At 55.8% G+C, this 14,118-nt stretch carries 11 protein-coding genes; 4 read left to right on the plus strand and 7 right to left on the minus strand.

Annotated features, from left to right (window positions below; all coding sequences use genetic code 11):
* The first annotated feature begins 16 nt into the window (after positions 1 to 16).
* Together DTA24_RS03340 and DTA24_RS03345 are read left to right on the plus strand one after the other, a co-directional pair.
* Entirely contained in the window at positions 17 to 1,504 is a 1,488-nt protein-coding gene (locus DTA24_RS03340) for a UxaA family hydrolase (protein ID WP_022066320.1), read from the plus strand.
* Between the two features lie 129 nt (positions 1,505 to 1,633).
* The gene (locus DTA24_RS03345; RefSeq protein ID WP_008806579.1) at positions 1,634 to 2,188 is read left to right on the plus strand and encodes a YgjV family protein; all 555 of its coding nucleotides are present in this window, start codon (positions 1,634 to 1,636) and stop codon (positions 2,186 to 2,188) included.
* A gap of 15 nt (positions 2,189 to 2,203) precedes the next feature.
* Here the strand turns inward: DTA24_RS03345 and sstT are convergent, their stop codons facing one another.
* The 6 genes from sstT to DTA24_RS03375 form a co-directional block, all read right to left on the minus strand.
* The gene (gene sstT, locus DTA24_RS03350; protein ID WP_008806578.1) at positions 2,204 to 3,451 is read right to left on the minus strand and encodes a serine/threonine transporter SstT; all 1,248 of its coding nucleotides are present in this window, start codon (positions 3,449 to 3,451) and stop codon (positions 2,204 to 2,206) included.
* A 231-nt stretch (positions 3,452 to 3,682) separates the two neighbouring features.
* Positions 3,683 to 4,654, minus strand: coding sequence for a TerC family protein (locus DTA24_RS03355; protein WP_004188496.1), 972 nt, complete (start codon positions 4,652 to 4,654; stop codon positions 3,683 to 3,685).
* A gap of 271 nt (positions 4,655 to 4,925) precedes the next feature.
* Positions 4,926 to 5,915 carry a Gfo/Idh/MocA family protein gene (locus tag DTA24_RS03360; RefSeq protein ID WP_012967191.1) on the minus strand — a complete coding sequence of 330 codons (990 nt, stop codon included), beginning with the start codon at positions 5,913 to 5,915 and terminating at the stop codon, positions 4,926 to 4,928.
* 73 nt (positions 5,916 to 5,988) lie between these two features.
* Entirely contained in the window at positions 5,989 to 6,489 is a 501-nt protein-coding gene (locus tag DTA24_RS03365; protein ID WP_100751453.1) for a M48 family metallopeptidase, read from the minus strand.
* A gap of 78 nt (positions 6,490 to 6,567) precedes the next feature.
* Entirely contained in the window at positions 6,568 to 8,211 is a 1,644-nt protein-coding gene (locus DTA24_RS03370) for a glycoside hydrolase family 43 protein (RefSeq protein WP_123836551.1), read from the minus strand.
* Between the two features lie 129 nt (positions 8,212 to 8,340).
* Positions 8,341 to 9,207, minus strand: coding sequence for a helix-turn-helix domain-containing protein (locus tag DTA24_RS03375; RefSeq protein WP_008806573.1), 867 nt, complete (start codon positions 9,205 to 9,207; stop codon positions 8,341 to 8,343).
* Positions 9,208 to 9,315: 108 nt separating this feature from the next.
* Here DTA24_RS03375 and DTA24_RS03380 point away from each other — a divergent pair, with 108 nt between their 5' ends.
* Positions 9,316 to 10,656 carry an MFS transporter gene (locus DTA24_RS03380; RefSeq protein ID WP_008806572.1) on the plus strand — a complete coding sequence of 447 codons (1,341 nt, stop codon included), beginning with the start codon at positions 9,316 to 9,318 and terminating at the stop codon, positions 10,654 to 10,656.
* A gap of 76 nt (positions 10,657 to 10,732) precedes the next feature.
* On the plus strand, positions 10,733 to 11,863 hold the full coding sequence (gene rlmG, locus DTA24_RS03385; protein ID WP_012967193.1) for a 23S rRNA (guanine(1835)-N(2))-methyltransferase RlmG: 1,131 nt from the start codon (positions 10,733 to 10,735) through the stop codon (positions 11,861 to 11,863).
* A 133-nt stretch (positions 11,864 to 11,996) separates the two neighbouring features.
* Here rlmG and DTA24_RS03390 read toward each other — a convergent pair whose 3' ends face one another.
* Positions 11,997 to 14,018, minus strand: coding sequence for an NADPH-dependent 2,4-dienoyl-CoA reductase (locus DTA24_RS03390; RefSeq protein WP_012967194.1), 2,022 nt, complete (start codon positions 14,016 to 14,018; stop codon positions 11,997 to 11,999).
* Positions 14,019 to 14,118: the final 100 nt, after the last annotated feature.

Consider the following 14,118-nt stretch of genomic DNA (forward strand, 5'->3'; position numbering starts at 1 on the left):
CCAGAGGTCGGTTGATATGCAATACATTAAAATCCATTCGCAGGATAACGTCGCGGTCGCGCTGGCGGATATCGCTGCCGGTAGTGTGGTGACGATTGATAAGGATTCGGTCACCCTCGGCCAGGATATCGTTCGCGGCCACAAGTTTGCACTGCGCGCTATCGCGAAAGGGGAAAACGTCGTTAAGTACGGGTTGCCGATTGGCCATGCGCTGGCGGATATCGCGCCGGGCGAGCATGTTCATGCGCACAATACGCGCACCAATCTCAGCGACCTTGACGCGTATCGCTATCAACCGGACCGGGTTGCCCAACCGCCACAGCCTGCGGATCGCGAAGTGCAGATTTATCGTCGCGCCAACGGTGACGTCGGCGTGCGCAATGAGCTGTGGATCCTGCCGACCGTCGGCTGCGTCAACGCGATGGCCAGACAAATGCAGAACCGTTTCCTGAAAGAGACGTATGGCGCTGAGGATATCGATGGGGTGCATCTCTTCAGCCACACCTATGGCTGCTCGCAGCTTGGGGATGACCACATCAACACTCGCACCATGCTGCAAAATATGGTTCGTCACCCGAACGCCGGGGCGGTACTGGTGGTTGGCCTTGGCTGTGAAAACAACCAGGTGGATGCCTTTCGCGAAACGCTGGGCGAGTTTGACCCGCAGCGTGTGCACTTTATGGTTTGCCAGCACCAGGACGATGAAGTGGAAGCGGGGGTTGCGCATCTGCATCAGCTGTATGAAGTGATGCGTCAGGATAAACGCCAGCCGGGTAAATTGAGCGAGCTGAAGTTTGGTCTCGAGTGCGGGGGATCGGACGGCCTGTCGGGCATTACCGCTAACCCGATGCTGGGCCGCTTCTCAGACTATGTGATCGCCAACGGCGGCACCACCGTGCTGACCGAAGTGCCGGAGATGTTCGGTGCTGAACAGCTGCTGATGAGTCACTGCCGTGACGAAGCGACCTTCGACAAGCTGGTGACCATGGTCAATGACTTTAAGCAGTACTTTATCGCACACGACCAGCCTATTTACGAAAACCCTTCCCCGGGTAACAAAGCCGGGGGGATCACCACCCTGGAAGATAAGTCGCTGGGCTGTACTCAGAAAGCGGGTTCCAGCCAGGTGGTGGATGTCCTGCGCTACGGCGAGCGCCTGAAGGTTCATGGTCTGAATTTGCTGAGCGCGCCGGGCAACGACGCGGTCGCCACCAGCGCGCTGGCCGGCGCCGGCTGTCATATGGTGTTGTTTAGCACCGGACGCGGCACGCCGTACGGCGGCTTTGTGCCGACGGTGAAGATCGCCACCAACAGCGAACTGGCGGCGAAGAAAAAGCACTGGATCGACTTCGATGCCGGGCAGCTGCTCCATGGCAAAGCGATGCCGCAGCTGCTGGAGGAGTTTGTGGATGCCATTGTGGCTTTCGCTAACGGTAAACCGACCTGTAATGAACAGAATGACTTCCGCGAACTGGCCATCTTTAAAAGCGGTGTTACCCTGTAAAGGTGTATTCACATTGGCGCCCAGGGGCGTAGAACGTGTATCGGCCTGATAGCGTAACGCCATCGGGCTCGTAACAGCGGCGTTTCAGCCAGTGAAGCGCCGTTTGTTTTTTTCAGTCAGGGAGCTTTCATGACCGCGTATTGGCTGGCCCAGGGGGTCGGCGTCATCGCCTTTCTTATCGGCATTACCACCTTTATCAACCGCGATGAACGCCGTTTCAGGCTACAGCTGGCGGTCTATAGCGCTATTATCGGCGTCCATTTTTTCCTGATGGGCGCCGGGTCGGCCGGAATGAGCGCCGGGCTCAATGCGCTACGTACGGTCATTTCCTTACGCACCCGTAGCCTGTGGGTGATGACCGTCTTTATCCTCCTGACGCTGATCCTCGGCTTGGGCAAACTGCAGCATGCCATGGAGCTGCTGCCGATCATTGGCACCGTCGCCAGCACCTGGGCGCTGTTTCGTTGCAAAGGGCTGACCGTCCGCTGCGTGATGTGGTGCTCCACCGCCTGCTGGGTCACGCATAATCTGTGGTTGGGTTCGATTGGTGGGACGCTGATTGAAGGCAGTTTTCTGATCGTCAACGGGCTGAATATCATTCGCTTCCGCCGGATGCAAAAGCGCGGTATCGATCCGTTTAAGGTTGAAAACGCAGTCCAGGAAGAGAGCCCCTCCGCCCGATAGCGGAGGGGAAAGGCATTAGCTGCGCAGGGCGTTTTTCGCCAGCTGGTCATCTTCTGCTATGCAGGCCGCGGCGGTAAACAGGGCGTCGGTGGAGGAGTTCAGCGCCGTTTCGCAGGAATCCTGCAGCACGCCGATAATAAAGCCGACGGCAACCACCTGCATCGCCACATCGTTCGGGATCCCAAACATATTACAGGCCAGCGGGATCAGCAGCAGCGAACCGCCCGCCACGCCGGAGGCGCCGCAGGCGCACAGTGAAGCGACCACGCTCAGCAGCAGCGCCGTCGGCAGATCCACCGGAATATTCAGCGTATGCACCGCCGCCAGCGTCAGCACGGTGATCGTGATCGCCGCGCCCGCCATATTGATGGTCGCCCCCAGTGGAATGGAGACCGAATAGGTATCGCGATCCAGATTCAGCTTTTCACACAGCGCCATATTCACCGGAATATTGGCGGCGGAGCTGCGGGTGAAGAACGCGTAGACGCCGCTTTCGCGCAGGCAGGTCAGCACCAGCGGATAGGGGTTACGGCGGATTTTCCAGAACACCAGCAGCGGGTTAATCACCAGCGCTACCAGCAGCATACAGCCGACCAGCACCAGCAGTAGCTGGGCGTAGCCCCACAGGGTCTCGAAACCGGTGGTCGCCAGGGTGGAAGAGACCAGACCGAAGATCCCCAGCGGTGCAAAACGGATCACCACTTTGACGATGAAGGTCACCGCATGGGAGACATCGTTGATCAGGTTTTTGGTGGTGTCGTTACCGTGACGCAGGGCGAAGCCCAGCCCCACCGCCCACACCAGAATGCCGATATAGTTGGCGTTCAGCAGGGCGTCGATCGGGTTAGATACCATGCTCATCAGCAGGCCGCGCAGCACTTCGACAATCCCCGACGGCGGCGTGATGCTGTCGGCGGCGGTGGTTAAATGCAGAGTCGACGGAAAGACAAAACTAAACAACACCGCGGTCAGCGCCGCGCTGAAGGTGCCCAGCAGATAGAGAAACAGAATGGGGCGAATACTGGTTTTTTGTCCGTGCTGATGGTTAGCGATGGAGGCCATCACCAGCATCAATACCAGCACCGGCGCCACCGCCTTTAACGCGCCGACGAACAGGGTCCCCAGCAGACCGACGGCAATGGCCGTTGGCTTAGAGACCAGCGCCAGCAGCACGCCAAGCACCAGACCGATTAAAATTTGTTTCACCAGGCTGCCTTGCGCCAGGCGTGAGATCCACCCCGATGGGGGAGTGCGTGTGGTCATAATTCATTCCTTCCAGTGATGTAGCAAGCCATCCCAGCCACGTATTATTTGTTACGTTTATGTCAGGATGTAAGTAGATGTTTGCATAGTCGAGTATACGGAAAGAATGGCGGGCTGGAAGCGTAAAATGCTGTGATTTTAATCTGGATCTTGTTTTTTAACTATGCAGTAACATAACTGTGACATGAGCAGAGATTGCCGTCGGCGATGGCCGACGGCGCGTTGTGCAGATTACTCAGGCAGTTTGCGCTGCTTGTCGTGTTGCTTGTTGACCCAGGCGTTAATCAGCAGCGTGACGGTCAGGATGCCTCCCACCACGCCCAGCGAGATGGCGACCGGGATATGGTAGAAGTCGACGATCAGCATCTTCACGCCAATAAACACCAGGATCACCGACAGACCGTATTTGAGCATCGAGAAGCGCTCGGCGACCCCCGCCAGCAGGAAGTACATGGCGCGCAGGCCGAGGATCGCGAACAGGTTTGAGGTCAGGACGATAAACGGATCGGTGGTGACCGCGAAGATCGCCGGGATACTGTCGACGGCGAAAATCACATCGCTCAGTTCCACCAGGATCAGCACCAGCAGCAGCGGCGTGGCGAACAGCACCCCGTTTTTACGGGTGAAGAAGCGCTCGCTCTCGATTTTATCCGTCATTCGCAGATGGCTGCGGATCCAGCGCACCAGTGGTTTATCGCCGATGCCGGAGTCATCTTCTTTCGCCAGCGCCATCTTCACGCCGGTAAAAAGCAGGAAGGCGCCGAAGACGTACAGCAGCCAGTCAAACTGGGAAATCAGCCAGCTGCCGGCGAAGATCATGATGGTACGCAGAACAATCGCGCCCAGCACGCCATACACCAGTACCCGGCGCTGCAGAGCAGGCGGTACGGCGAAATAGCTGAACAGCATCAACCAGACGAAGACGTTATCGACCGCCAGCGCTTTCTCAATCAGATAACCGGTGAGGAAGGCTAAGGCCTGCGGGTCAGCGACGGCCCGGCCCTGGGTTTGTACCAGATACCACCAGAAGGCGGCGTTGAACAGCAGAGAAAGCGTGACCCAAAGGATTGACCAGCCCGCGGCCTGCTTCATGGTCATGCTATGCGAACCGCGTCGTCCCTGAAGCAGCAGGTCGATTGCCAACATGATCGCGACGACGACAGCGAATCCACCCCATAGCAACGGCGTGCCGACAGTATTCATTTGATATTCCTTACATAAAAACAAAACGGCTGACGTCGGAAGACGGCAGCCGCTGCGCTTTTATGCATAGACCTCGCCTTCCGGCAAGGTCTCACTTACAACAACCAAAGTACATCGCGATGGGCTTTGGTTATTGCCCGGCGACCGGATGCGGTATTGCACGCATCGTAATGACGATCAACCGGCAAGGAAGTTACTCCCCTTTGCACGTAACAAAATATGTCACAGGGCGGTTTTCGTCAATGGCGGCCGGTCCGGCCTTTACACTCTTTTACGCCAGCGGCTGCGTATCGGCCGGGAAGATCACTCCGGTCTGGCGACGAATTTCGCTCGACAGTTTTGCCGTAATACGGCTCACGGTCAGACCCGGGTGATTGACATCCTGTGTCTCCACCAGGCGCGCAAAGGTCTCCGCCTCATACAGCATAGTATTAATGTGCTGGGGCTGCGTCAGGTCCTGGGCTTTGCCGCCGCGCGGCACAAACGCCAGCTTCTGGCATTCGGAGATTTTTTCGATCACTAATGTGCCGTCTTCGCCCTGGATTTCACTGGGGATCGCGGAATCGCTAACTTTGGAGTGATGCAGCGTCACGTCGAAGTCGCCATAGCTCAGCACCACGGTGCCCTGGGCGTCTACGCCGCTGTCCAGCAGGCTGGCGGTGGCAAGAACGGCCCGCGGTTCGCCCCATAACGCCACAGCGGACGCCAGGCAATAGAAGCCGATATCCATAATCGAACCGTTAGAGAACGCCGGGTTAAAGGTGTTGGGGTTTTCGCCGTCAAGGTAGCGCTGATAGCGCGAGGAGTACTGACAGTAGTTGATGAAGGCTTTGCGCAGTTTGCCCGCTTTAGGAAGCGTCTCTTTGAGTAGCAGAAAGTTAGGCAGGCTGGCGGTTTTAAAGGCTTCAAACAGCACAACGTTATTTTCTTTCGCCAGCGCTATCGCCGCCTCGACTTCCTGCAGGTTCGATGCCAGCGGCTTTTCGCAAATGACGTGCTTTTTGTGGCTCAGGAACAGCCGGGTCTGCGGGAAGTGCAGCGAGTTCGGGCTGGCAATATAGACCGCGTCAACGTCAGGGCTCTGTGCCAGCTCATCGAGCGAGGTAAACAGATGCTCGACCGGATAGTCATTGGCGAAGGCTTGCGCCTGTTCGAGGCTGCGGGAGTAGATGGCGGTAAGTTTATATTTGCCGGTTTCATGGGCGGCATCGACAAACTGCTTGGTGATCCAGTTTGTGCCAACAACTGCGAAACGTATCATAAACGTTGACGAACTCCATTAAAGGGAACCTGTCGTCACTCTATCATGCCATCATGACAAAACCAGTGCGTCACTACGCAGAACGATTTAACGAAAGGTGCGTCAGCCACAGGCGGGTATCGAATTCCAGTTGATGGTACTGTGGCTCCATATGGCAGCACAGTTGATAAAAGGCTTTGTTGTGATCTTTCTCTTTCAAATGCGCCAGTTCATGGACCACGATCATCCGCAGAAAGGCCTCCGGCGCGTCGCGAAACACCGTCGCCACGCGAATTTCCGCTTTGGCTTTCAGCTTACCGCCCTGAACGCGGGAAATCGCGGTATGCAGGCCGAGCGCATTGTTCAGCACGTGGATTTTACTGTCGTACATCACTTTGTTGATCGGCGCCGCTCCGCGCAGAAAGCGGGCCTTCATATCCTGGGTGTACTGATACAGCGCTTTATCGCTGTTAACGTCATGCCCCTGCGGATAACGCTTTTGCAGCACCTCGCCGAGGCGGTCTTGCTCGATTAAGGTCGTCACCTGCGACAGCAGCGATTCAGGATAGCCATGGAGATAAGGTAATGTGCTCATGTAGCCCGTTTGCGTAATTAAGCGACAACAGCCGGGGATTCTAGCACCCTGTGCGGACAGGATGCCAGAAAGGCATCGTTACTCGATTATCGCGTCTTCATCCGCCCGGTAGCAGAAGAAATCAAACAGCGCCTCTTTGCGATGCAGCATACTATCCACGCAGGCCATGCCGACAAACGCCCCGGTAAACTCGCCGTAGCGGCTGTATTCATCGGAGAAATGCGATGTGTCGTAGACCGCTCCGATGGGGTGATAGTGCTCACCGTCGACAGACCATGAACACTGTACCTCTCGGCCATTAATAGCAATCGCGAGATAGATTTCTCCCTCGGCAAGGCGAATTTTCTGTGGATCGTCGTGACGCTCACCGTTATCCATGTAGATAATAGCCAGTTGCGCCGCGCCAGAGGTTTCATCCCAGGTTTTATGTAAAAACAGATAGTTCATGTTGTCGTAATAGAGCACCAGTCCAGCGCTGTGCTGATAAATCTCCGGGTTAAAATCCATCTTCGTACTGATGTTGGCGTATACCGAGGCCAGCTTTTTCGCCAGCAGACTGACTTTATTGAGCGAGCTCAGCGACTCCTGACCGCGTAGAGCAAGATAGCCTGCTTTACGCGTCAGGCAGGTAAAACGCTGGAAATGGATCCTCGGCGCATAAAACGCGTTATCCACCCTTGGCTCATCAAAATCATCAAGGTCCGCTTTTGGTGGAAACGGGTGCGGCGGCAGACGGGATCCTTCTACCTGATGCTGTGCGAGATGACCCCCAGCGGCCAGGCGCAGCCAGCCATCCTCGCTCCATTCCATCCTTTGGATCGCCGTTTCGCGACCCAGCGGGCAGCGTAGCTCCTGGCGAAACGGACGACTGCAAAGGTGGGTTAGCCAGACTTCACCCGTTGGGGTCTCGACATAGCTACCGTGCCCGGCCTTTTGCAGGTAGGTTTCCGGATTGAAATAGTGGGGCTTGAGATGGCCTGTATCTTTGCGTTCGTTAAAATTCTCTGGCCAGGATGTGACGATTGGATTGAGCGGATCGCCTTGATAGGGGCCAGCGACCTCGGTGGCGCGGGCCATGGTGACAGAATGCCCGTAACCGGTGCCGCCTTCGGCGACCATCAGGTAGTAATAGTCGCCGCGTCTCGTCAGATGCGGCGCTTCAATGCAGCCGCGGTCGGTACCGCCGTGCCAGATGCGCTGCGGGTAGCCGATGACGCTGTGCGTCTGCGGCGAATATTCCACCAGGCAGATCGCTCCCGGTTTTTCATAGCCTTCGCGAGTTTCCCACTCCAGTGAGACGATCCATTTTCTGCCATCGTGGTCGTGCAAAATTGAGGCATCGAATCCAGCAGAATGGAGATAAACGGGGGCGCTCCACGGGCCAGTGATCTCCTCGGCGGTAATAAGATAATTATCAACGTCAAAATAACGGGAGTTCATTGAATTCATAACGCCATAAATGACATAAAACAGCTTTTCTTCTTCGCACCAGGTCAGGCTTGGGGCCCAAATACCTTTGGCAGAAGGCAGTTTTTTTAAGTCTGGGTTATTATCATCGGTAAGCACATGGGTGAGCAATTGCCAATGTTTAAGATCCCTTGAATGATAAACCGGTAGTCCGGGAAACCATTCAAATGATGATACCGCCACATAATAATCATCGCCGCGGCGGCATATACAGGGGTCAGGATTAAAACCTCTAAAGACAGGATTCTGAATCATCGTATTTATCCTTAATGCTCAAAATATAGCAATAATTTTAAGTGGAGGATGACTCAGGAGATATATAGACTGTTTCTATTTATATAATAAACGTCCACTTATCTGGTGATGCTGCTCACAAAAAACGATTTATTTCTCCGCCCGACTGCCTACGGCATCGGTACTTCTGATTTTGTGGCGGAAAGATTGCGGAGTATCGTTCATCATCTCTTTAAACTTGAGGCAGAAGTAGGCGCTGTCAGTGAAGCCGGCACTTTGCGAGATATCGCTGATCTTCAGGTCGGTGTTTGTCAGCAGATTGACAGCGATATTGAGTTTGCGCAGCAGCATGAATTTCTTAAAGCTGATGCCAAAGGCGGATTTAAAGGTGCGGGAAAACCAGGATTTTGACCACTGACAGCGTCGGGCGGCTTCCTCTGTTGTCATTTCAAAATTTTCATTGGCATTAATGACTTGTAGTAGTTCGATAAGTTCGCTCAGGTAGCGATGATGGGTTCGTTCGGTAACAGGAACGGAATCTTTAAGGCGATTAAAAGCATGCAGTAGTATGCTTTGCATCAGGGAACGGAACAGCGAATCGGAGAAGTCGCTGAACTCACTGCACCAGCTCAGCAGCAGCTCAAGGCGCTCAGCCTCCTCGCCGGAAAGATAAACTACCGCGCCGCAGTGGGCCGCAGGTAGCGACAGATCATATCCTTCCAGCCACTCTTTTTCGAATTGCATAAGATAACGCTTGTGGCTGGCAGCGGGCGGTAGCGTCATTTCATGAATGAGTAGGGCAGGGACATATACCAGCGTGTTGTTTTTAATGGTAAATTTTTCGTCGCCAATGGAATAGCTTCCCCCTGATTCTCTGAACCACATCAGTTCGTCCATCATATGGAAATGTGGAACTACATTTATCCCATTGAAATCATTTATGTTATCTGCTCGCAGCGTAAAGAGTTCACCTGCGCCAACGGGGATCTTTTCGAAAACGGGAGATTCGTCACTCATCGGGTACACTCTTCTTATATTTAACAGGATAATTTATACATAACCGGATTGCCCTTAGCAATAACGTATGCATATCAAATCTACCAGTGCTCTTATTGCGGAGGCGCGATGAATACTGCCCGTATTAGTATCAAAGAAAAATTCAGCTATGGCTTAGGCGACACCGGTTGTAATTTAGTATGGCAAACAGTGATGTTGTTCATGGCCTGGTTTTATACTGACGTATTTGGTTTAAGCCCCGCGCATATGGGAACCATGTTTTTAGCCGTCAGAGTATTAGATGCGGTGACCGATGTATTAATGGGGGCGGTGGCTGATAGAACCCGCACTAAATATGGTCAATTCCGGCCCTATATTTTATGGTTTGCCATTCCGTTTGGCGTATTGTGCTGCTTAACGTTTTATACCCCGGATTTAGGCTATAGCGGCAAGTTAATTTATGCCTATGTTTCTTATACTTTATTATCGTTAGTGTATACCGCTATTAACGTCCCGTACTGCGCGATGATTAATAATATTTCCAATGACTCCCGCGAGCGAGTATCGCTGCAGTCGTGGCGGTTTGCGCTAAGTACCTTAGGCGGCCTGATTGTGTCGCTGACTGCGCTACCGTTGGTAGCCTGGCTGGGGAAAGGCAATCTGCAAAACGGGTATTTCTACACCATGATGGTGATGGGCGCCTTGAGCATCGTGCTGTTCTTTATCTGTTTTGGCCTGACTAAAGAGCGCTACTCTACAGACATTACGGCCAATAATCAGAGCAGCATCCTTGATGACCTGAAAACCCTGCTGGCGAACAAAGACTGGCGCATTTTATTTACGCTGAACGTGGTGAACCTGATCGCCGTGCTGTTCAAAGGCGGTACCACGCTCTACTACGTCAATAACATTATGGGGCGCGCGGATCTTGGCAGCTTGTTGCTGACCACCACGCTGGCTTCCGGAGTGGTGGGAGCCATGCTGTCGCCGTTCATATTTAAGAACATCGATAAAGTGAAGGGCTTCAAGCTGTCAATGGCGCTGGAGGCGGTGCTGTTAATCGCGATGTATTTCGTCCCGGCGGGCAACGTCGCCGCCATCTTCACGTTGGTGATAATCATCAATATCATTCAGCTGGCGGCAACACCGCTACAGTGGAGCATGCTCTCAGATATCATTGATGCGGAAGAAAAGCGCAGCGGCAAGAAGCTCAGCGGAATTGTCTTCTCAACCAACCTGTTTGCAATCAAATTAGGGATTGCCATCGGCGGCGCGCTGGTGGGTTATCTGCTGGCGTGGGGGGACTACGTCGGCGGCGCCGCGCAGCAATCGGCTTCAGCGCTGCAGATGATTAAATTGTTGTTCACTCTCTTCCCGGGTGTGCTGGTGGCGCTGTTGATAGTGATAATGAATCGCTACAGTCTGGATGATAAACGTCTGTCGCATATGGCGCAGGAAAGCGGGAGATAATCGACCGATCTCTATTCAACTGGGCGAAGTTTGCGTATAAACTCGCGGGTTTTAGTATTCCGGAGGCGGAGAGGCGATGAGCCAGGCAGAGTTAAACGGTGAGTTATTCACATTAGAGCGGTTCCCACCTAACGCTGAAGAAGAAGCGCTACAGGCATGGGAAGCGGCGGATGAATATCTGCTGCAACAGGTGAATGACGTCGACGGCCTGACGCTCATCTTCAACGACGGCTTCGGCGCGCTCGCCTGCGCGCTGGCGGCGCGCAACCCGGTCAGCATCAACGACTCCTTTATTTCCGAGCTGGCGACCCGCCACAACCTGCGGATGAACGGTATCGATGAAGAGAGCGTGCGCTTTCAGGATAGCCTGAGCCCGCTACCGGCTGCGCCGGCGCTGGTGCTGATTAAGGTGCCAAAACAGCTGGCGCTACTGGAACAGCAGCTGCGCGCCCTGCGCGAAGTGGTCACGCCGGAAACCCGCATTATCGCCGCGGCGAAAGCCCGTGATGTGCACAACTCGACGCTGGCGCTGTTTGAAAAAATCCTCGGCACCACCACCACCTCGCTGGCGTGGAAAAAAGCGCGTCTGATCCACTGCGTTTTCACCGCCCCCAAGCTTGCCGATGCGCCGCAAACCTACAGCTGGAAGCTGGACGGCACGCCGTGGACCATCCATAACCACGCCAACGTTTTTGCCCGTAGCGGACTGGATATCGGCGCGCGTTTCTTCCTGCAGCATTTACCGTCTGATCTAGAAGGCGAGATCGCCGATCTCGGCTGCGGCAATGGGGTGATTGGCCTGCAGGCGCTGGCGCAAAACCCAAACGCCAGCGTGATGTTCACCGATGAGTCGCATATGGCGGTGGCTTCCAGCCGGTTGAACGTCGAGCGCAACCTGCCGGACGATATCGCACGCTGTGAATTTATGGTCAACAACTCGCTCTCCGGCATTGAGCCTGACCGCTTTACGGCGATTCTGTGTAATCCGCCGTTCCATCAGCAGCACGCGATTACCGACCATATTGCCTGGCAGATGTTTAACGATGCCCGCCGCAGCCTGAAATATGGCGGCGAGCTGTACGTCGTCGGCAACCGCCACCTCGATTACTTCCGTAAGCTGAAGCGCGCTTTTGGTAATTGCACGACGATTGCGACGAACAATAAGTTTGTCATTTTGAAAGCAACCAAGGTGCGTAAGCAGCGCTGATTCCTTTTGTTGTTTCCCCCCGGCTTGCGGCTGTCGCCTTAGCCGGGCTACCGACTGTCGCCTTAGCCGGGCTACCGTCCGGGATGATCGTGGTAGCCCGGGGAAGGCGCATCGCGCCGCCCCCGGGACAGGGCTAAATCGCCAGCGCCAGTTTAGTGCCCTGGGCAATCGCCCGGCGCGCATCCAGCTCCGCCGCCACGTCGCAACCGCCGATGAGATGCACCGTTTTCCCTGCCGCGCGCAGCGGTTCCGCCAGCTCGCGGCGCGGTTCCTGACCGGCGCAGATCACCACCTGATCGACCGCCAACAGTTGGCGCTCGCCGCCGATAGTGACATGTAACCCTTCATCATCGATCTTTTCATAACTGACCGCCGGGATCATTTTCACGCCGCGCGCCAGCAGCGTCGCGCGGTGGATCCAACCGGTGGTTTTGCCGAGCCCTTCGCCCGGTTTGCTGGCTTTGCGCTGTAGCATCACAATCTGTCGCGGGCTTTTACTCAGTTGCGGGCCTTCAGGATGCAGCCCTCCCGCCGTTTGCAGGCTGGTATCGATACCCCATTCGCGGCAGAACTCGCCGATATCCTGGCTGGTGGCCATGCCCGACTGGCTTAAAAACATCGCGGTGTCGAAGCCGATGCCGCCGCAGCCGATAATCGCCACCTTCGCGCCAACCGGCGCTTTATCACGCAAGACATCCAGGTAGCTCAGCACCTTGGGATGATCGATCCCGTCGATCGCCGGCAGGCGCGGGGCGATACCGGTGGCGAGGATCGTCTCATCGAACGCCAGCAGATCGTCTGCCGTGACGCGGGTGTTCAGGCGTAGATCGACACCATGAAGATCGAGCATGGTGCGGTAGTAACGCAGCGTCTCGTGAAACTCCTCTTTGCCGGGGATCTGTTTGGCGATATTAAACTGGCCGCCGATCTCCGGGAGCGCATCGAACAACGTGACGTGATGACCGCGAGCGGCGGCGTTAACGGCGAAGGCCAGACCGGCAGGCCCGGCGCCGACCACCGCCAGCCGTTTAGGCGCGTTGGCCGGCAGGACCGGCATCAGGGTTTCATGACAGGCGCGCGGGTTGACCAGACAGGAGGTGACTTTGCCGACGAAGATCCGATCGAGACACGCCTGGTTGCAACCGATGCAGGTATTGATCTCCCCGGCGCGATCGCGCTGCGCTTTCGACATAAATTCGGCGTCGGCGAGGAACGGGCGGGCCATCGATACCATATCGGCATCGCCGCGAGCGAGAATATCCTCCGCGACCTGCGGATCGTTGATGCGGTTGGTGGTGATCAACGGGATCGACACCGCGCCCTTCAGCTTGCGGGTGACCCAGCTGAAAGCTCCGCGCGGTACCGGCGTGGCGATGGTCGGAATGCGCGCTTCGTGCCAGCCAATCCCGGTGTTGATAATTGTCGCTCCCGCCGCTTCAATCGCTTTGGCCAGTTCGGTGACTTCCGCCAGCGTGCTGCCGTCGTTGACCAGATCGAGCATCGACAGGCGGTAGATGATAATGAAATCGTGGCCGGCGCGCTGGCGCACCGCCTTAACCACTTCAATGGCGAAACGCATGCGCCTGGCATAATCGCCGCCCCATTGGTCGTCGCGCTGGTTGGTGCGCGCGGCGAGAAATTCGTTAATCAGATAGCCTTCTGAACCCATCACTTCGACGCCGTCATAGCCCGCTTCACGCGCCAATTGGGCGCAGTGGGCAAAATCATCGATCAGCGTCAGGATCTCATCGTGGCTCAGTTCATGGGGCGTAAAACGGTTAATCGGCGCCTGTAGCGCCGAAGGGGCCACCAGCGCGGGCTGGTAGCTGTAGCGCCCGGTATGCAGGATCTGCAGGGCGATTTTGCCGCCTTCCTGATGTACCGCGTCGGTAATATGGCGATGGTGCGCCAGATGGCTGGCATCGTTGAGTACCGCGCCGCCGGCCATGGTGACGCCAGAGGGCGCCGGAGCGATGCCGCCGGTGACGATCAGCGCCACGCCGTGGCGGGCGCGCTCGGCGTAAAAGGCCGCCAGCCGCTGCGCGCCGTCCGGCAGCTCTTCCAGTCCGGTGTGCATCGAGCCCATCAACACGCGGTTTTTGAGCGTTGTGAAGCCCAGCTCAAGCGGGGCGAAAAGCGACGGATAGCGGCTCATAGTGGCTTCCAATGTAAAATTATTGTTATGTGGTCGGATGAGTTACTAATTTAGCCGTCGCGAAGAAAAAGGGAAAAGGGGAGTGCGGTGATTGTGATGG

Source organism: Klebsiella sp. P1CD1, from assembly GCF_003790505.1.
In the GTDB taxonomy this organism is placed as follows: Bacteria; Pseudomonadota; Gammaproteobacteria; order Enterobacterales; family Enterobacteriaceae; genus Klebsiella; species Klebsiella variicola.

What these genes read in the sequence shown, in the direction of transcription:
- DTA24_RS03340 (WP_022066320.1), top strand. Translation starts at nt 17, where the DNA reads ATGCAATACATTAAAATCCATTCGCAGGATAACGTCGCGGTCGCGCTG.
- DTA24_RS03345 (WP_008806579.1), top strand. Translation starts at nt 1,634, where the DNA reads ATGACCGCGTATTGGCTGGCCCAGGGGGTCGGCGTCATCGCCTTTCTT.
- sstT (WP_008806578.1), bottom strand. Translation starts at nt 3,451, where the DNA reads ATGACCACACGCACTCCCCCATCGGGGTGGATCTCACGCCTGGCGCAA.
- DTA24_RS03355 (WP_004188496.1), bottom strand. Translation starts at nt 4,654, where the DNA reads ATGAATACTGTCGGCACGCCGTTGCTATGGGGTGGATTCGCTGTCGTC.
- DTA24_RS03360 (WP_012967191.1), bottom strand. Translation starts at nt 5,915, where the DNA reads ATGATACGTTTCGCAGTTGTTGGCACAAACTGGATCACCAAGCAGTTT.
- DTA24_RS03365 (WP_100751453.1), bottom strand. Translation starts at nt 6,489, where the DNA reads ATGAGCACATTACCTTATCTCCATGGCTATCCTGAATCGCTGCTGTCG.
- DTA24_RS03370 (WP_123836551.1), bottom strand. Translation starts at nt 8,211, where the DNA reads ATGATTCAGAATCCTGTCTTTAGAGGTTTTAATCCTGACCCCTGTATA.
- DTA24_RS03375 (WP_008806573.1), bottom strand. Translation starts at nt 9,207, where the DNA reads ATGAGTGACGAATCTCCCGTTTTCGAAAAGATCCCCGTTGGCGCAGGT.
- DTA24_RS03380 (WP_008806572.1), top strand. Translation starts at nt 9,316, where the DNA reads ATGAATACTGCCCGTATTAGTATCAAAGAAAAATTCAGCTATGGCTTA.
- rlmG (WP_012967193.1), top strand. Translation starts at nt 10,733, where the DNA reads ATGAGCCAGGCAGAGTTAAACGGTGAGTTATTCACATTAGAGCGGTTC.
- DTA24_RS03390 (WP_012967194.1), bottom strand. Translation starts at nt 14,018, where the DNA reads ATGAGCCGCTATCCGTCGCTTTTCGCCCCGCTTGAGCTGGGCTTCACA.